The 17,885-nt window shown below is 65.6% G+C and carries 4 protein-coding genes and 1 pseudogene; 1 reads left to right on the top strand and 4 read right to left on the bottom strand.

Annotation, left to right across the window (positions count from 1 at the left end):
* Positions 1–7: 7 nt before the first annotated feature.
* The 3 genes from BW990_RS15395 to BW990_RS15385 form a co-directional block, all read right to left on the bottom strand.
* The gene (locus tag BW990_RS15395; protein ID WP_159441669.1) at positions 8–6,268 is read right to left on the bottom strand and encodes a hypothetical protein; all 6,261 of its coding nucleotides are present in this window, start codon (positions 6,266–6,268) and stop codon (positions 8–10) included.
* Positions 6,269–6,373: 105 nt separating this feature from the next.
* The gene (locus BW990_RS15390) at positions 6,374–9,130 is read right to left on the bottom strand and encodes a hypothetical protein (protein ID WP_143526230.1); all 2,757 of its coding nucleotides are present in this window, start codon (positions 9,128–9,130) and stop codon (positions 6,374–6,376) included.
* Positions 9,131–9,366: 236 nt separating this feature from the next.
* A complete protein-coding gene (locus BW990_RS15385; protein WP_143526229.1) occupies positions 9,367–14,223 on the bottom strand; it encodes a hypothetical protein in 4,857 nt (1,618 codons plus the stop codon).
* A gap of 310 nt (positions 14,224–14,533) precedes the next feature.
* Between BW990_RS15385 and BW990_RS22315 the strand changes: the two are divergent.
* Positions 14,534–14,743: pseudogene (locus tag BW990_RS22315) on the top strand (IS6 family transposase); the annotation flags it as partial.
* 172 nt (positions 14,744–14,915) lie between these two features.
* Here BW990_RS22315 and BW990_RS15380 read toward each other — a convergent pair.
* The gene (locus BW990_RS15380; RefSeq protein ID WP_076449330.1) at positions 14,916–17,567 is read right to left on the bottom strand and encodes an erythromycin esterase family protein; all 2,652 of its coding nucleotides are present in this window, start codon (positions 17,565–17,567) and stop codon (positions 14,916–14,918) included.
* Positions 17,568–17,885: the final 318 nt, after the last annotated feature.

Below are 17,885 nucleotides of genomic sequence, written 5' to 3'. Positions count from 1 at the left end.
CATGCCCTCAAATCCGCAAGATCAGGCTGGCGTTCTTTTCGTAGGTATTGGCGTCATCCGCGCCGGAGGTCGTGGCCCAGCGGGCGCGGGCGATCCCGGCATCGATCCGGTACTGCCCGGCGTCGAGGGCCACGGCGTTGGCACCTGAGACAGGGATTACGATCGCGCAGGTCGCTTCGGCATTCTGCAGGACGACAACGTCGACGCCGGTTTCCACCACTTCGAGGCGCCAGTGTTCCAGCACGCGATCCAAGTCCGCGGTCAGGTCGATCCGGTCGCCGACGCGCAGCTCGGTCCCGCGCAGTTCCTGCGGGACCGCGATGCGCCGGGTCTCCGAGGTGGCCTTGTCATCGCCGAGGGCGATCAGCAACTGACCATTGGCCGTTTCGGTCGCGAGAATGCGCGCCGTGACCGTCGCCCCGGCGGCGATTTCAGCAGTCGTCGTCAACCGCGTGCCTAGGCTCGTCTCAAACCGCTCGAGAGGCGGGAACGGTCGCGGCGGTGTGCGCATCGGCGGCGCCTCAACACGCGAAAACCGGTCGATGATCCTATCGATCACCGGCGGATCGATCAGCGAAAGCCCGGGTGTGATCGCGCGGCGGCGGAACTCGATCCGCGTGAGTTGCAGGGTGACCTCTTCCGTGAAATCGAGACGTTCGGGGCTTTCCAGTAGAAGGGCCCGGGTCGTTCCCGACTCGTCGAAGGCCGAGATTTCAAGCCGCTCGGGGTCGGTCCGCAAGGGCAGACCCAACTCCGTGGTCCATTGCTCGAACATGGCCGCACGATCGAGGGCCGGTGCGGCCGGGTCCATTGCCGTGGATATCGCCGCGCGCGTCGCGGCACAGAGGGCGGAGACCGTGGTCGTCGTCGTGCCGGTACCCATGAGGTTCGGCGTCAGCCGATCGACGGCGCCTCCCCAGCTTGCGACATGTTCGGCGAAGCCCATGTAGCGGCTGGGCTGGAAGTCGAAATCGTAGAGCGCGAGCCCGCGCACCGACAGCGACAGGAAGCCCCCGGAGCCTTCCGCGGACAGGCAGAACCGGCCTTCGCGCAGCTCGCCGCGATCCGCGTCCACCACCACATCGCCGACCTGAGCGCGGACCTTGTCGTCGAACGACGTGATCACGAGGACATCGTCGCCCGCTGCCTCTTGCAACGTGGCGCCGTTCAACTCCGAATATCCGCCCGCAGCATTGCGGCGGGCAATGACCAGACGGTCCGGGGAGTGGCTCGCGTCGACAAAGACGAAGATCCCGTCGCCGATCCCGGTGGCGGGGCAGGCCAGGCCCACGCCGACCCGGCCCGTGCCCCGGCGAAGCGTCGCGGTGACCGAAGCGTGAAGCCAGTCGGGCTCACCGAAGAGCGCATGTTGCAAGGCGGGCGTGCCGACGGGCGCCAGAAGACCGTCGGAGACAGTCCAGGATGTGCCGGCGGTATTGCCGTCCGTGCGGTATGCGAAGGCGGTGGCATCGGCGGGCTGAAATGCCGCGCGGTGCACGAAAGGTGCTCCGTCGGGACGGACCACGGCGCGGAAGGGTGTATTGGTGGGCCAGAGCTTGCGCGCGGGGTCTTCGGGATCGGCGGCGCCTTCCGGATAGGCAAGAAGCGCCGATCCGATGACATCCCGCGGATCGGCAAGGCCGCAATCGACCTCGGGCCGCTGGGTCAGCCCGGCAAGTCGTTCCCGCAGCGGATTGGTGGAGATCATGTTCACGGCGGCGGTTTCCGCGCGTCCGACACCGTAGGCATAGGGCAATTGTGCGACCACCGCGACGAATGTGCGATGGGCGACGATCCAATCGCCGGAAGTGGCGGTGCCTGGCGTGTCCGAGATAAGCGCCGCCTGCGGCTCTGCCACCAGACGCATGGCGAACAGCTGGGTTTCTTCTGCCGTCGAACCTGCCGGGCGATGGGCCAGCGGTACGGCAATCGCGAGTTCTTCGGTCATCGCGATGGCGACGGGTTCTTCGCGGTACAACGTCCCGCGCCCGCCGTTATAGCTGCTGGCGACGTAGGGCCGGACCTCGTCGCCGACCTCTTCGCTCGCGTTCAGGCCCGGCCACCCCTTTGTGGCAAACATCAGGTGTTCCGTGATATCGGTCAGCTCTTCGTCGACCTGCGGATGATCGACAGAAACCTGCGTTTTCACCGCGACTTCGTAGTCGTGGTTCGGCAACCAGAAGAACTTGCCCTTGCCTTCATACTGGCGGCGGAATGCGTCGGAGCCTTCGTTGCAGGCGTCTTCGGTTGCGTCGTCGATCCAGTCGCGCACCGCGATGTAGACCTGCCGTTCGATTTCCAGGGCGGCGGCAAAGAAATCGCTGGGCAGATCGAAGTTGCCGAAGGTGAGGTTGGGCGCGTTCTGTCTCTGTCCCAGAATCACGCGGCCGACTACGCGCCGCATGGGACCGGTGGCCGCGAGCGTGATCGATTGCAGCGCGCCCGTCTGCCTGAGTTTCATGCGTTCGGTGCCGACCGTGTCGCCTTGGGCGTCTTCCGCGATCAGTTCCAGTTCCGCATCCGCGCCGATCCAGGCAAAGCGCATGACGAAGACGATGGCGGGCGCGTCGAATTCGGCGGTGAAGACTCGTGCCGAATGCCGCAGGGTGACCGCAGCCACCTGCATCGAGGCCGGCGCGCCCGAAATCCCGAGGGGCGGACGGGCGGTCGTCGGCAGCGGCAGGCGCAGCGGGCTCATGCTGTCGGAAAACAGGCGAGCACCGGCGGGCGGGGTCCGCAACTCGTCTCCGGTCACTTCGTCGGTGAAGGTGATGATATGCCGCCGACGCTGCCGGCGCTTCGTCTGGCCTCCGCAGCACGGCCAGTTCGGATTGCCCTCGACGACCTCGTCATCCGCTTCGGGGTTTTGCGTGTTGTACTCGAACGGTGCTTCGCTGTTCAGAAGCAGGCGTTTTGCGGCGGTTTCGCTCGAGATGCGAACGTCGGTGTCCCACATCATGGTGATGGCCTGCGGCCCAATCTCGCCCGATAGCGTAGCGCCTGACGGATCGGAGAAATCGGCTTCGAGTGCGACCCGCTCGGCGATCGTCTTCCAGCTGCGATCGGCGCCAAAGCGCGCGCGCCGCCGGACCTCGACGCCCACCAGCCGGTACCGAAGGTCGAGGTCGCCGGCCTTCTGCTTGCCCTGATCGGCCCCGGCGCCGCCGATGCCCAGCCCGTCATCGATCGCCACGGTGAAATCGACGGACACGGTCGCGTCCGTCGGCAGCAGGTCGATGTCGGCATTGGCGAAGGCCGTCAGCCGCTGTGCCTCCTGTGGTACGAACCCCCGCAGGCTTTCGATCGAATGGACAGGCGCGGCGCCCGTTCCGTCCCAATTCGCATCGAGCCGTGTGACAAACAGGGTAAGGGGGACATTCGTCACCGCCTGGCGTGCGCCTCCGGACCGCAACGCGCCGGTCGCGACCGACAGGCGCTCCGGCTCCAGTTCTCCGAACTCCTTTTCGAAAGTCCAGGTGATATCGGGCAGAAACCAGGGCGTTTCGAGCTTGATCGTGAATGTCAGCTCCCCGCGTGACGGGTCCGGCCCGACGACGCGAAATTCGATCTTGGCGGAAATTCCGAACCGGATGAAACCGAACAGCACGAAGCGCAGGCCACCCTCGATCCAGACCGCGACCGCGAATGCGGACGACCCGGTGTTGAAGCTGGCAACGACAAGGCCGAAGCCGAGATTGTATTCCAGCCGGATGATGCCCGCGTTCATGCCGCCAGCCGCACGAACGATCAGGCCGAAACCCGTGGCTCCGTCCGGGCCTTCGCTCCATTCGAAACAGAAGCCGATCTCGAAGAAGGTCTTTCCGAGCAGGAAGTCGATGTTCCACACCAGCCGGAACCAGCTGCGCTGATCGGCGATCCGTCCGATCGCAACCGTGCCCGGATCATTCGAGATGAACAGCGAGCCCGTGATCGTGATCAGGCTGCCCAACCAATCCGGCGCGCCGTCGACGAAATGAGCGATGGACAGATCGATGCCCAGCAGCATCGAGAAGCGGCCCTCCTTGCCGTCCCACTCGATGGCAAGGAAGGCGACGGGCTTCGGGTTCGAGGCCAGAAAGGCCTCGCCGACGATGAGCAATCCGCCTTCCTCTGGCCCATCGAGCCCCATGACGAACACGCCCAGTTCGAGGATCTTGCCCAAGCTCGCGATGGAGGCGTTGAGACCGACGCCGAATGCCCAGGCATCGTTCTGCGCCTGCCATTTCGCAAGCCGCCTCTCAGCCGGAACGGAGAGGGTATCGAGAGACGATTTGTACCAGGTGTAATATCGAAGCTGCCCCGGCTTCTGCTCGTCCAGCTTCGGCTGCATGTTGTTTGCAAACAGCAAACGCGCCCCGCGAAATTCAAAGGCCGCGGCCGGAATGGAGGCGCGCGCGAAAAGAAAGAACAGCTGGTAATTGAAGTCGTCGACCGGGCCACGCACCTTGCCGAGGATCATGTCGAGCCCGATGGAGAAATTGTCGGCGCCGAGATCGACGGCGACCTTGCCCGACATCGCGAATTCCTCGATCTCGTTCTGATCGACGGTCTTCTTGGTGTAGTAACCGCCAAACTCGATCTTGACCTGTGGCGCCTCGAAACGTGCGAAGGCACCGTCCAGCAATGGTGTGGGCGCGTCGGGATTTCCCGCGATATTGAAGCGAAGGCGTTTGACCGATGCCGAGCCTTTGAAACCGGAAGGCAATTCGAAGCCCAGCCCGCCCGTGATCGTGAAATAGGTGGCGCCGTTCTCCACGGCGAGGCCCAGTTCCTCCAGGATCACGTAGGCCACTCTGGCAATCACGATCATGACCCCGTCCGGAAAGGCGAGTGTCTTCAGGCTCAAGCTGCCTTGTTTCCATCCCAGATCGGTGACGGCGAAGGTGGTCTCGTTGCCCGAAAGGCCCCGGATCTGTACGACGCCCGCATCGGTATTGGCGATGGTCACCCACAAATCGATGGTGAGTTCGAAACAATCGGCAAAACCCGCGCCATCGGAGACGGCCTTGCCGATGGCATAGCCTGCCCGAAGCGCCATCACGTCCAGTTCGGTATTGGCGATTTCCCAGTGCAGCAAGTCGTTGATCGTGCGCGCGCCGCCCGTGCCCGCCTCGGGCAGACCGCCTGCGGAAAACTCGCGCTTGTAGCCTGCGCGCACGGTGTAATTTTCGCCCAGCTCCAACAGGATCGTGTTGTGGTCGATGGTTTCGCCGCTTTCGCCCGGCGCCGCGCTCGAGCCGATGACCAACCCGGCCTTGAAGGTCAGGCCGAGGTCACGATCCAGCTCTTCGATGGGCATGGATCGGAAAAAGAAGGATTCGAGTATGAGCTGAAGGTTGGGATCGCTCGAAATCTGTCCCTTGACCGGTGCCTTGTTGAAATCGAAGACTTCCTCGATGTCGAAGGGGTCCACGTTCCGTCGCCGCACGCCGATGGTGATATGCCGGGGGATCGGCAGGACCCAAAGGGAATAGAACGGCACGACGAGGTCTTCGATCACCAACACCGCCGTGGGATCGGTGTCGTTCGTATCGGTCAGCGCCCTGGCCGCATCCCGGATCGGTTCGGCCATCGGGTCGATCTCGAGCGCGCGAACCGCGAACTGCCCCTGTATCGGGTTGGCATCCGCGTCCCAAGGCTCCAGGCCATGGTGTATCCAGCCCAGCTCGTCGGTGGCGCGGGTGGGTGACGGGATCAGCGTGAACCCGTGAACCGCAAGGCAGGGGATACCCGAAAGCTTGCATTTGGAGAAATTGACCGGCACGGCGAAGCGCATCGTGAAATCGCCCGCCGCATCCATGTGCAGCCGGATATGGGTGCGGATGGTCGTGCGCCCGGACCGCCGAATGATGATTTCCTGGTCGTCGGGTTTCGCCGAGCCGGATATAAACTTTCCGGATTTCTTCTCGATTTCGGCAACGTCGCTGGTGCCCTCTTCCGGGTCCGGGGGGATCACCAATCCCTCGGGCAGACCGATCTCGACGGGCAGACCCTCCAGCAAGACTTCCGGCCCGGCATCCGTCAGCCGGGCAATCAGCCTGACCGGCTGTGAGCTGGAGATGTTGAGGATGCGGAACTGCACATCCGACAGGGTGAAGATCGCAAAGGGAAAACCGTCGGAAAACGCGCCTTGCTCCATGTTGGCGGTCAGCGTCGCCTCGACCCCGACGCCATTCGCATCGGCGCCGAAACGGACATCCTCGACCGATACCGCCATGTCGAGGAAGGCAAGCCAGCTGAGGTAATCGGCATCCGACGTCGCTTCCAATCCGGCATTGGGTTGGATGCGCGGCGGCCACCCTTCCAGGAAATCCGCAGCCCCGGGGAGCGAGAGGAGTTCACTCAGCTTCATGGCCATGGCCGTGCACCCCCTTTACACCCTGTCTTCCAGATCGGTTGTCGGATCGACCACGGCGTCGAAGAACGCTTCACGTTCCAGCGTCCCGAGCGTGAACACGCCCAGACCGGTGACCGAGGTCAGTAACGCGCCCGCGACGCTGTCCCCGGTGACCGCGCCGAAAACCAGATGGTGTGGCATCGCCTCGAGCGGCACGAACCTGTTGCCAAGGAACTGGTTGCGGTCGAATAGCGCAGAAGATGCGACCGGGTCGCGCAGGATGGGTTCGCTCATCGGGTAGGGCAGATCGAGCATTTCGGCCCAGAGCTGGGTGCGGAACTTGGCGACCGTGTTGCGCGGATCGGATCGCAAGGCTTCGGGCAGGGTCAGCACGTTGCATTCCGCATCGTGGAAGTACCCCCGGCGGTTCACGTTGGCCGAGCCGATGTTGAGATACACGTCGTCGATGATCATCAGCTTGGAATGAACGTAGATCCCGGCCAGGTTCACGATGGATGCGGCATCCCCCTCCTTGTGCTTTCTCGGCGATGCCCCGGCAGGTGTGGGCGGTCCGGCCGTGATCCGGGTATCGGCTCCGCGGTCGACCTGTAATCCCTTTGCGCCGTTCACATCCCCGGGGTCCGGCAAAGGTACCGCGACATCGTCATAGGCGCGCATGATCTCGCCACCGACGGACAGCCAGAACGGCGTCGCGGGCACCCGTGTCTGCGGGGTCACGAAGATCTCTGTGTCGCCGACATCCACGTCTTTCGTGAGGCGCAGCTTTCCCTGCATCGCCCCGGTTTCGGCGCTGGGCATGACGATTTGCTGACGGGGATAGCCGACCTTCACGATGCCCGCTCCGGCATCGGCCGCGATCAGATCGGCGATGAACGCGTTGCGCTTTTCCTCGCCGAACGGCTGGTCCGTTACGTTCGGCACGCAGATGATCATCGACTTGATCTCGCGATTGGCGACCTTCTGAACCATTGCCGCGCGATACACGGGTGGGGGCGTCATGTATTGGTCTTCGATGAAGATGTATTCGCGCGCGGCGGCGATGGCGGCGAGCACCCCCCGCACCAGCGTCGCGTCGCCCTGTGGCGCGAAATCGAGGCCGCGCGCCGCAGCGCGGGCCTGCGGATAGGTGCGCGCCACCTGCGCGATCATGGTGCCCGAGGTCGGCAGGTCGGCAAGGGCAGGGGTGGCGATGGCGGGGGAGGCCGCGCCGGCCTCGCGGGTCCAGCGCTGCTCGAAGGTGAGAGCGATGTCGCGCACGGCGGGACCGTCGATGCGGATCTGGGTGTCCTGATAAGGTGAGGCCGCGAGGTGGCGTTCGTCGTCGATGCGGTCAGGGTTCAGATCGATCCCGCCGCAATAGGCGATCACATCAGCCGGTGTCTTCACGATCGCGATCTTCTGGTGAAACGCGCCGAACCGCTCGAGCGCGCCGAAGACCGCGCCGAAGACAAGACTGTTCAGTGCCCCGTCGAACCCGTCGACCAGCGGGTTGTCATCCTTGCTGACGGGCAGGCCGTCCAGGCGCGCCTCCGAGACGCCGCCCTGGCCGTCCAGACGGTCGACCGCATCCTTGCTCGGTTCCAGCGCCGCGGCGCCGTTCGCCGTGAGGATGGAGATGATGATCGCATTGGTCAGGATCACGGCCATCAGCACGATGATCCCCGCCGTGTTCATGCGCGCAAACCGGACCCCGAAGATGTTGAGGATCATCAATGTCATGCCAAGCACGTGGACGACCAGGATCTCGACCGCCGTCACCGCCGAGAGATCGTCGGAATTGATGAACCGCAGCGGCAGGAAGCGCCCCCCCTGGCCCGCGCTCGAGATCCGCGCATTGGCCTGTTCGAGCGTCACGGGCACGTCACCCGCGCCTGCCCGGTTGTCCGCGGCCGAGATCGACAGGTCCGTCCCGAGATCGTCGTTCCAGCGGCGCTTGATCAGCGGCGCGCCGGGATACATGGAGTACCCCGCCAGGTGCACCCCGCCACCTGCAGCATCCGCCGCGTGCAATGCCGCGAAAAGGTCGTCGAAATAGGGCGGGCCGTTCAGGAACGTGGTGATCCGGTTGCCCTTGGTGAAACGCTGGAGAGGAGAGGCCGCAGCACCCGTGGGAACGGCGTCTTGCGCGGGAAACCAGTCATGAAGGTCGGTAGTCGTGAAATGGCGGTTGGAGCCCATGTCGAACGGTGCCGCACCGGTGCGCGCAGGGTTTGCGAATGCCGCCCATTGCGCCGCGCCGGGCACCGGTGCGATCTGCTCGATGCTCGCACCGGCACCCAGCCCCGTCAGATCGGCCGGCAGGGTCGGATCGCCAGCGCGCGCCCGGCTCAGCGCCTGTTGCAGATCACCGTCATCGGCCGGATCGAGGCTCAGGTCGATGGCCGCCGCTCCGCCGGTTCGGTTGATGCGGAAGCTTCCTGCGCGGACGCGACGGCCTGCCGTGTCCAGCACCAGCATCGGGGACGGGGTGATGTCGCCTGCGATGGCAGTGATCAGGTCCGCGACCGCAGAGGTGCCGGCCGTCGGCGCTGCGGTATCGCCTGCGGCCGTCATCGCATCGACGAGGTTTTGCAACGCCGCGGCCGTGTCAAGTTCCGCCCGACCCTGATCGAACAGACCGAAGGACACGGCCGTCGCCGTCAGCAGCGCGTCGCCAGCCGATAGCGGGTCTCCTGTGCCCGGGGTAAGGGTGGGGGCACCGTCGAGGATCAGGTACAGGGTCGGGATACCGCCGGTCAGCCGGCGCGCCACAGCCGGTGCGCCGAAGGCCATCGGTTCCAATTCCGCAAAGCGCAGGGCGGGCGGGCCTGTCACATCCGTTATCCGCAACATGGCGCGGGTCGGACAGACGAGGGCCTCCGCGGCGGCTGCCGTGGCGCGGACCACGGGCATGACATGGCCGGCATAGCGCGTGCCGACCGGCATCGTGACCGATGGCGCGCGCGCGAAGTTCCATCGCGTAGGGTCGGCAAAGGGCGAGATGAATGTGGGCATCGTCTGTCCTTTCCCTAGCTCGGGCTCACGGCTGTGCCGTCCGCGGTCGTGCGTGCGCTGCGCAATACGATGCGGTAGGTCCGGGCGCCGCCCCCGCCGGCATCGACACTCAACGTCCCGGCGCCCGGGCGGCGCCAGCCCGTGACCCTTGTCCATGTCGCCCCCGCATCGGTGGAGCGTTCGAAGGCGATCTCCGTGGCCGCGGGAGCATCGGACCAGCTCAGCAGGTCTTCGGCGCCATTCGCGGTCACGACAAGCGTCGGCACGCTCAGCGGTGCGGGATCGCCCAGAACGAGGACGGGCCCGCCCGGGCGCGACGGGGCTCCGTCGCGGTTGAGGGCCACCGCCCAGACGGCGCCCTGCGCGTCGAGACCAACGGGGAGGTCAGCAGAGAATTCCCGCTCGGGGCCGTCGGTGACGGATTGGGCCCGCGTGGCCTTTATCGGGTTCAGAATCCGGCCTGTGGCCAGACGCAGCCTGATACCGGCATCCGGGTATTGGCCTTGAAGGTTGGGCACCCGGAGCACTTGAGGCGGTGTGCGGGTGGCAGGACCGAAATCGGCCCCCACAGGCGTTGCCAGGACGAAAAAGGCGACAGCGTCGATGTCGAAGCGATCCGTGAGTCGTGCCCTGGTCTGCGCCATGGCTCCTGCCGATGCGACGAACCGGATCTCCGGCGTCGACGGGGGACGCAGGTCGGGCACGCGATAGATGTGATCGGTGACAGCCCCGCGCGCAGACACCCGCCCGGTCGCATCGGCGCGCCGCACCCGGAAGACATAGCGCGCGGCATCCGACGGCAGGGTGATGTTGAGCGCGCCGAACGGCACCGGCTGTGGCGTCGTCCGCTCCCAAAGGGTATCGAAGTCGGTTTCGAACTGGCCGAGAATGTCTCGCAGGAACTTGCCGGCCACCCGTCCGGGCGGGCCCTTGGCCAGCTGGCCCGTCAACTCCGCCTGATCGGCGGGGGCGGCGGGCGTGTATGCGCGCGCGGACCCGTCCGGCGCGCTGAGCGTCGCGCCCGTGGCGGTGGCTGTAAGCCGGGCCGTGATCTCGACGAGGTTCAGCCGTTCGACCACAACCAGATCGCCCGGGGTGATGGCGCCCGCCGCGATATCGGCCGCGAGGTCCAGCACATGCGCCACCTCGCCGCGGATCGGCTCCGAGGTCAGGATGACCGGTGCCGCCGGCAACAAAGGCGGCGGCGTGAAGGCCGGGCGCCCATAGCGGCGCGCATCCGCGGAAACCGCGGCCACGCTCGATTCGTTTCCCGAGCGGCCCGACAGGGGCCCGGAGATGCGTTCATCGGGAATGTAGGACTGGTTGTCCGCCGCCGTCACGCCCGCCCAGATGCGCTGGATCGGGTTGGCCTCGCTGAAGGTCAGCCGATCGCGGATCACGTGTCGGTAGCGTGTTTCCGCGGTCAGCGGCACGATGGCCACGCGCTCTTGCCACCGGCTGGGGCGCAATTCACTGCCGTCCAGCATGGGGCGAAAGCGGAACGGTCCGGGTTGCGGACGCGCACCGGGCCGCGTCGGAGACGGGTTCAACCGCATGGTCACGGTGCTGCCCGCCGGATGCGACACGACCTTGTAGGTCGTATCGCCCATGCGCAATCGCCGGTTCTTCATGAAATCGACAGGAACGGAACGATCGAATTGCACGGGCACCAGAATCTGGCCGCCTGACATCGCATGCGGACCGGTGATGTTGCCGTTCACCAGGTCGAAGGGTTTCGGTTCCCAGTAAATCCTGAATTCCGTGACCCACGGATCCTCCGACCTTTGATTGTCGTGCCAGCCCCATTCGATCACGACGATATTGGAGGACGGGCCAAGCAGGACCAGGTCGCCGTCGCTCAGGCCCGGCTCCCCGGCCTGGATCACGCGCACGGTCACGCCGCGCGCTTCCTGTTCGGTGTTCAGCGGCGATGCCATGACCGGCCCGGCCGGCATGGGCGGCGGACGGCGCTTCTCCAGCCGGACGACGGAGCCTGTGCGCGGGCTCGAGGTCCGACCGATCACGTCGACGCTCTGGACCCTGTATTGGAAGAGCGTTCCGGGCGCGGGTCCGGGCTGCTGCGGGGCGGTCAGCACGTCCGAGGCACTCACCAAGGGATCGACAGGGGGCACGGGGGCGGAGCTGGCGGGGAAAAGAGCCAGCAGATCGGCGCCCCAATGCACCTGGGGCGGATCGGTCTGGACGCCGCTGGAACGGAAGAAGCGGATCGGCCCCTCATCATCCGATAGCCGCTTCCAGTCGGCACCACCCAACTCGCGCCGTTCGATCCAGTAAAACAGCGCCTCCGTCGGCGGTGCGGCCGCAAGGTCCGCCGGCCAGAGTGCTTCAATTCCGCCCGCGGGCGGCGGCGCCGGCCAATGCAGTCGAAAGCCGAGGTCTTGCGGTGCATCCCGTGACCCGAGATTGGTATCGGTCACCACCGGCGCGGTCTGCAGGTTCACCGTGCCCAAGGCGGATGGCGCGGCAGTGGGCGTGCCTGCCTCGAACCGGATGCCGCTGAGCGTGGAGGATCGCAGCACGGCCTCTTCGGGATCGATGCCCTTGGCGTAGCGGGGCAGGCGCACCGCATAGAGCACCGCTGAACCGGTGAGCATGAAACTGTCGATCGGGAAGTCGAACTCCAGATCGATACGACGACTTGCGCCGAGGTTCTGCCGCTTGGTGCGCGGCTGGCCCGCCGCGTCCGCCGCGTCTGAGTCGGTGATGATCTCGACATTCTGCATCTCGCCGGGCGCGAATTCGAGTGCGATCCGGTCTGCGGGGACAGGCAAGGTCATACGCAATGTCGGCAGGTGCGGGATCAGGGGACGGAAGCGCAGCCCGCGCCGCCCGGGCTCGACCGCGCCGCCCGGTGCATCGCTTCGCCAGACCACCTCACCGCGGCCGAGCAGGCTGCATTCCAGGTCATCCAACGCAAACGCGCCGGGAACTTTCAAACCCGTGGGCACGGTATGAAAGCTGTAGATCGTCTCGTCGATATCGGCGCGACGAAACTCCGCGGTGATGCGGTAATCGTAGCGGTTGCCCTCGACAAGGCCGTCCTTGTCGAGATGCCCGAGCGCCAGCATCCGGCGCCAGCCGGCATCCGTGGACAGAGACATCAGAAACGGCCAGGCGGACACCTCGACATGATCCTCCTGCGGGTCGGACCGGGTGCGGACGGTCGCCAACGTGCCGGGCCAGTCATGGGCCGCTTGTGCGACGGCGTTGGCATAGCCCGACACCTCTTCGAAACGGTTCGGTTCGAACGTTTCGGGATCGATGAGGCGCGGTTCGGCGCGGTTTCGTTCGTCGGCGAGGTTGCTCAATGCCGGATCAATGCGCCGAAAGGGCATCTGGAGGTTGCGGACGATGAAGGGCACACCGGACCATTCGGCCTCCTCGGCCTTCCTGTCGGCGAAATCCACGCTGCAAATTCGCAGCGAGTTTGCGGGCGCGCCGAGATAGAGCACGACGCGGTCCAGCCCGGCGCCATCCAGTCGGACTTCGGCGTTCTGAAGACCGCCTGGATCCGTGAGAATGCGGGAATGCACCGCTTTGCCTTCGCTGAAGGTAATCAGCAGCGCGCCCGCTGCGCCGACGCTGATACGCGCGGCCGGAACCAACCGGCGCAGGTCTATGTCATAGCGCGCGCACCCCTGCGGTACGCCTCTTATCGCAGCCACCGAGGTTACGGCGGTCAGCGCGTCCGGCGCGCCGACAAATGCGAACCGCTCGGGCGAAGCCAGACGCGGCAGTGCCAATGCGCCCGCCCCGATGATGCAGGTCTCCAGCAGGATCGTTTCGGCCTGGGGCGCGGTGATTTCGATCCGGGCGAGCCCGGTCTGTGTGAATGTCAGCGTGGTCGGGGTATTGGTCGGGATCCGCGAAACCGACGAGAAAAGTTCACGGCCGGCGGCGTCCAGCCCCCGGAGTTTCGGGCTGCGCGAAGTGTGCAGGATCCGCAATGCCACCCCGCGTGCACCCGGCGGCAGGTCGATGGCCATGCGTTGCGCCACAGCAAGACCTCGCACGGCACCCAAGGGCGCGATGGCGTTCCTGGCCAGCGCCTGACCTTGTCGGTCGAAGGACGAATAGGTCACGTCGTCAAGCGTCACGGGGTTCTTGAGGCGCCTGCCTGCGAGCGTTTCGAAAACGGTCGCGCGTTTGCCGGGATCGCTGCGACAGACGCGCAGGATCACCGCCTTGCCGCCCTCGACACTCAGGCGCACCTGAACGATGTTTTCCGCGAGGATCGAAAGACTGAATCGGGCCTCGCGCGGCAGTGGCCGCGTGTCGGAAAACACCGTTTCACCTGCATCCGAGATGGCCGCGATCCAGACCGCGTCACCCGAGGCCCAGATGTCCAGTTCGATCAGGCCGGCAGGGGCATCGAGATCGAAGGTGAACTCTTCCTCGAAGAGCAGCCCCTGACCGGCATCGACACCCGCGATTTCCAGCCGATTGGTGGATGATCCGTCAGGATCGAAGCGGAATCCCGCCCGCTCGATGCGGTCCCGGACGAGGCCCGGCGGGTCTTTCCGGAACTCCGCACAGATGCGCCCGTCCGGCATATCGGCCGAGGGCTCGTCCGGCACGCTGCGCGGACCCGTCGGACATTGCGTCTGGCGGTAACCGATTTCCGCAACCGGGACGGACAACCGGTGCGTGGCATGCAGGATATTCAACTCGACGGGGTTCAGGTCGTGGCAGGTGAACCTCTCCTGCCGATCCCGGGCATCGCGACGCTGAATGCTGAATCCCCTGAGCGATGCCGGAGCATAGCCCGGCAGACCCCACAACAGATGGATGCCATCCGAGTCCGTGCCAGAGATGGAAGAGATCGCGGAGAAAGGTATCCGTTCCGTCATGTGCAAACACGCCTTCAGGTCCTCGCACGGGGACAAGGCGCACGAGAGCGCAGTTGAAAAATGGGTGCGTCAAAAAATCTATTCGCCCTAGAATTGTATCACGAAAAGCCGGGCCTGTCCCGAGATCGAAGGGGCGCGGTCGGAAAACCGCCGACCGGGGGCACAGAATTCCGTTAGGCTCTGTTTTTCGGGGGAATTGTCGGGGTGTACGAACTCCCCGTGTCGACGCGAATGAAGAATTTTCCCCCGCGACGTACTGTGCCGACGACCATGTGCGGTCTTGTCAGAGCAGCTTGGGTCCGAAAGTCTTCAAGACACAGGCTGTTCGAAGAACAATCGCGCCCAGAAGTCACACCTGCCCTTCCGACGACGCGAGCGGGCGATGCCTCGGTTTCGGCGTATGCGAAGTCTTCAGAAGTTCGCCGCCGACCATGCCTCCGTCGCTAACCGCTTCAACCAAGCGCGCAGGCTATTCACTAGACCGCTCCTCAAGGCCAAATGCGCCGCCGCTCTCGCCGACGGCGCGGTCTCTACGCTGCGCAAGGGCCAATGCGATGGTATCAGTAGAGACTGGTTCGAATTAGTCTGCCAGCACCGACACGATCTCACGTCGCTCCGCGGCCTGTCCGAGCCGAACCGATCCTGCGTTCCGCGCACCGGGACTGCGCTTCGCGGGACGCCATAGCAGCGGCTCAAAGCCCGAAAGGATAGGTTTCGTCCTCTCCCGGGACGGGCCTGATGGGTATCGGGACCACTGCCTGCGTGCGGTCGAACCAGACATATCCGTCGTATTGATCCGACAGGATCGCATTGCTGTAATGGCTCCAACGTTCGGTTTCCGGCCGGTAGATGACGCCGATGTATCGCTCGAGCCGCGGTTCGGACAGCGCGGCCCGGAGCGCGTCATCGACCCCGGGCCGAAGGTCGAGCAGGAAGCGTTCCCCCCCCGCCCCGTGGAAGATGGCCTCGTGGCTGTCTGCCCGCGACGGACGCACGGCCTTGATCTCCATCGGTCCGTCCCAGTCCGAGGCGCAGGCAACGGTGCCGGCATGGGTACCGAACCCGATCAAGGCGGCGTCGTCTCCCCATTCCTCACGGCAGAGCTGACCGATGTTCAGCTCGCCCCGGTTCACGCCCATGTCGGTGACGCGGGCGTCGCCGATGTGGGAATTATGCGCCCAGACCACGGCCTTTGCGGAGGAACCGGCATGCTCCATGACCTGCTTGAGGGTCTCGAACATATGCGTGTCGCGCAGGTTCCAGCTTTCGGCGGATCCGAAATACATCACGCGGTAGTAACGTTCCGCGCCGGCGACCACTCGGGCATTCTGGACGGCATCGAAAAAGCGGTCGCCATCGCGCCGGGCCTGCGACAGTTCCCGCGTCAGCAGATCGACCAGCACGCGCGTGGCAGCCTCTTCGCAAAGCGCATGTCCGCGGGTCAGCGCCGCACGGCCATAGGCGGCGGGCTCGTTCGCCCAGGGCGCGAGGCATCCATAATGGCGGCGCGCCGCCATCGCCGCGGTTGGATCATGCGCATCGAGATAGGCCAGGACCTCGGAGATCGAGTTGAACATGCTGTAGATGTCCAGCCCCTGGAACCGGACACGCTTCTCCATGGGCAGGGCTGAATTGTGATCGCGCAACCATGCGATGAAGTCGTCGACATCGCGGTTGCGCCACATCCAGGTCGGGAACCGCGAGAATGCTGCCACGTTGCGACGACCTTCCGGCAGCCCGCGTGCCCGGCGATCGAGGACAGCCGCATCGGGCCAGTCCGCCTCCACGGCGACGATGTTGAAACCGTGCTTCTCGATCAGCCTGCGGGTGATGGCGGCGCGGGCTCGATAGAACTCGGATGTGCCGTGCGACGCCTCGCCGAGAAGAACCACGCGCGCCGTTCCATACCGGTCGAAAGCCGCGCCGAAATCCAGGTCGTCGGGATCCGGCAAGGGCTCGGCCGCCGCGCGGATGGTCTCTTCCGGCGTGGCGGGCGCCTTCTCGCGGATCAGGGGGCGAGCCAGCGACGTCTCTTCCCGGATCGAGTAATGCTGGAACCAGGCGCCGGCCATCTCGGTGACGGTCTCGAGTTCGCCCGGCCCTTCGAACAGGTGGCCGGCGCCCGGAACGATCCGCAGCAGCTTTTCGCAGCGCAACTCCGCGAGGGCGCCGCGGTTGAGGTCCAGGACCTGCGGATCGTCACCGCCCACGATCAGAAGCGTGGGCGCCGTCACCTCGGACAGCCGCGGGCCGGCCAGATCGGGGCGTCCGCCTCGCGAGACCACCGCCGAGATCCGCGAGCCGAGTTCCGCGGCCGCCAGAAGGGCGGCACCGGCCCCCGTGCTCGCCCCGAAAAGCCCGAGCGGCAGATGTGCCAGTTCCGGTTCGGAGGCGATCCACAGATCGGCTTCAAGCAGCCGCTCCGCCAGCAGCGGGATGTCGAAGACATTGCGGCGATCGGCAGCTTCCCGTTCCGTCAGAAGATCCATCAGCAGCGTGGCGAAGCCCATGTCGTTCAACTGCGCGGCAACCTTGCGGTTGCGCGGGCTCAGGCGGCTCGACCCGCTGCCATGCGCGAAGAGGATCACGCCCCGCGGATCGGGCGGCACGACGAGGTCGCCCTGCAGCCCAAGGGGCGGGATCGCCACAGTGCGACTGAGCGTCGGACCCGTCTCGGCCGTGTCCGCCACCGTCCATGCCCGGCGCAGATATCCGATGGTCTCCTCGTCGGTGAGCTGGTGAAAATCGGCATAGGCCCCGCCGACGCCGCGGAAATGCGGGTCGGCGACGAGGCAAATGACCTCGTCCGCAAGGTCCTGGAGAGCCGGTATCGCGGAGGCCGGCGCCACCGGAATCGCCACGACGATTTGCGCAGCACCCCAGCGCCTGAGCGCAATCAGCGCCGCCTTCATCGTCGCGCCGGTTGCAAGGCCGTCATCGACCACGATGGCCGTTCTGCCCTTCGCATCGACCCGGCGCCGGTCGCCGAGATAACGTTCGCGCCGGCGCTGCATTTCCGCGGCTTGCAGCGCGGTTCCCCTTTCCAGATAGGCCTCGTCGGCGCTCGAGTGGCGCATCACCTCTTCGTTCAGCACCCGCTCGGGCGGCTCGCCCTCAACGATGGCGGCCAGCGCCACCTCCGGTTGGCGAGGCGCGCCGATCTTGCGCACGAGGATCAGGTCTAGCGGAGCGCCCAGAGCTTCGGCGATCTCCGCGGCCACAGGGACTCCACCCCGCGGAAGGGCGAAGACCACCGAGGCACTGAAGTTGCGTTTGACGAGTTCCGCCGCGAGCCTGCGCCCGGCATCGTCGCGATTCGCGAATGGAAAGCGCCCCTCCGCCATGTTCGACCCTCCTCCACTTCGGATGTTCGCGGCCGCATCGGGCCATGGATGATGCCTGATCGTCACGCGGTCCCTGATCTTGGGCCAAGCACCTGTTCGTCGCCGCGCGCGCCGTCATTTCAGCTGTGCTGCACGAAGTCTCATCCACTTTGCGCGGAGGCGTTTTGAGCAAGATCAAAGCTCGAAACGGCGACTCGGGCGTCTTGCGGCCTGTCCCGTCTGCGCAGGTGGCGGGGGCTCGGAAGTGGCCTGAAGACAGAGAGCTCCCTGATCTCGGCGATCGGGTCCATCCCTTGGGCGACGCGGTGGTCGGAGAGC

This window comes from Roseivivax lentus, from assembly GCF_900156805.1.
GTDB classification, from domain to species: Bacteria; Pseudomonadota; Alphaproteobacteria; order Rhodobacterales; family Rhodobacteraceae; genus Roseivivax; species Roseivivax lentus.
Note: the sequence above shows the minus strand (reverse complement) of the source record. Positions and strands in the feature narration are given on the sequence as shown.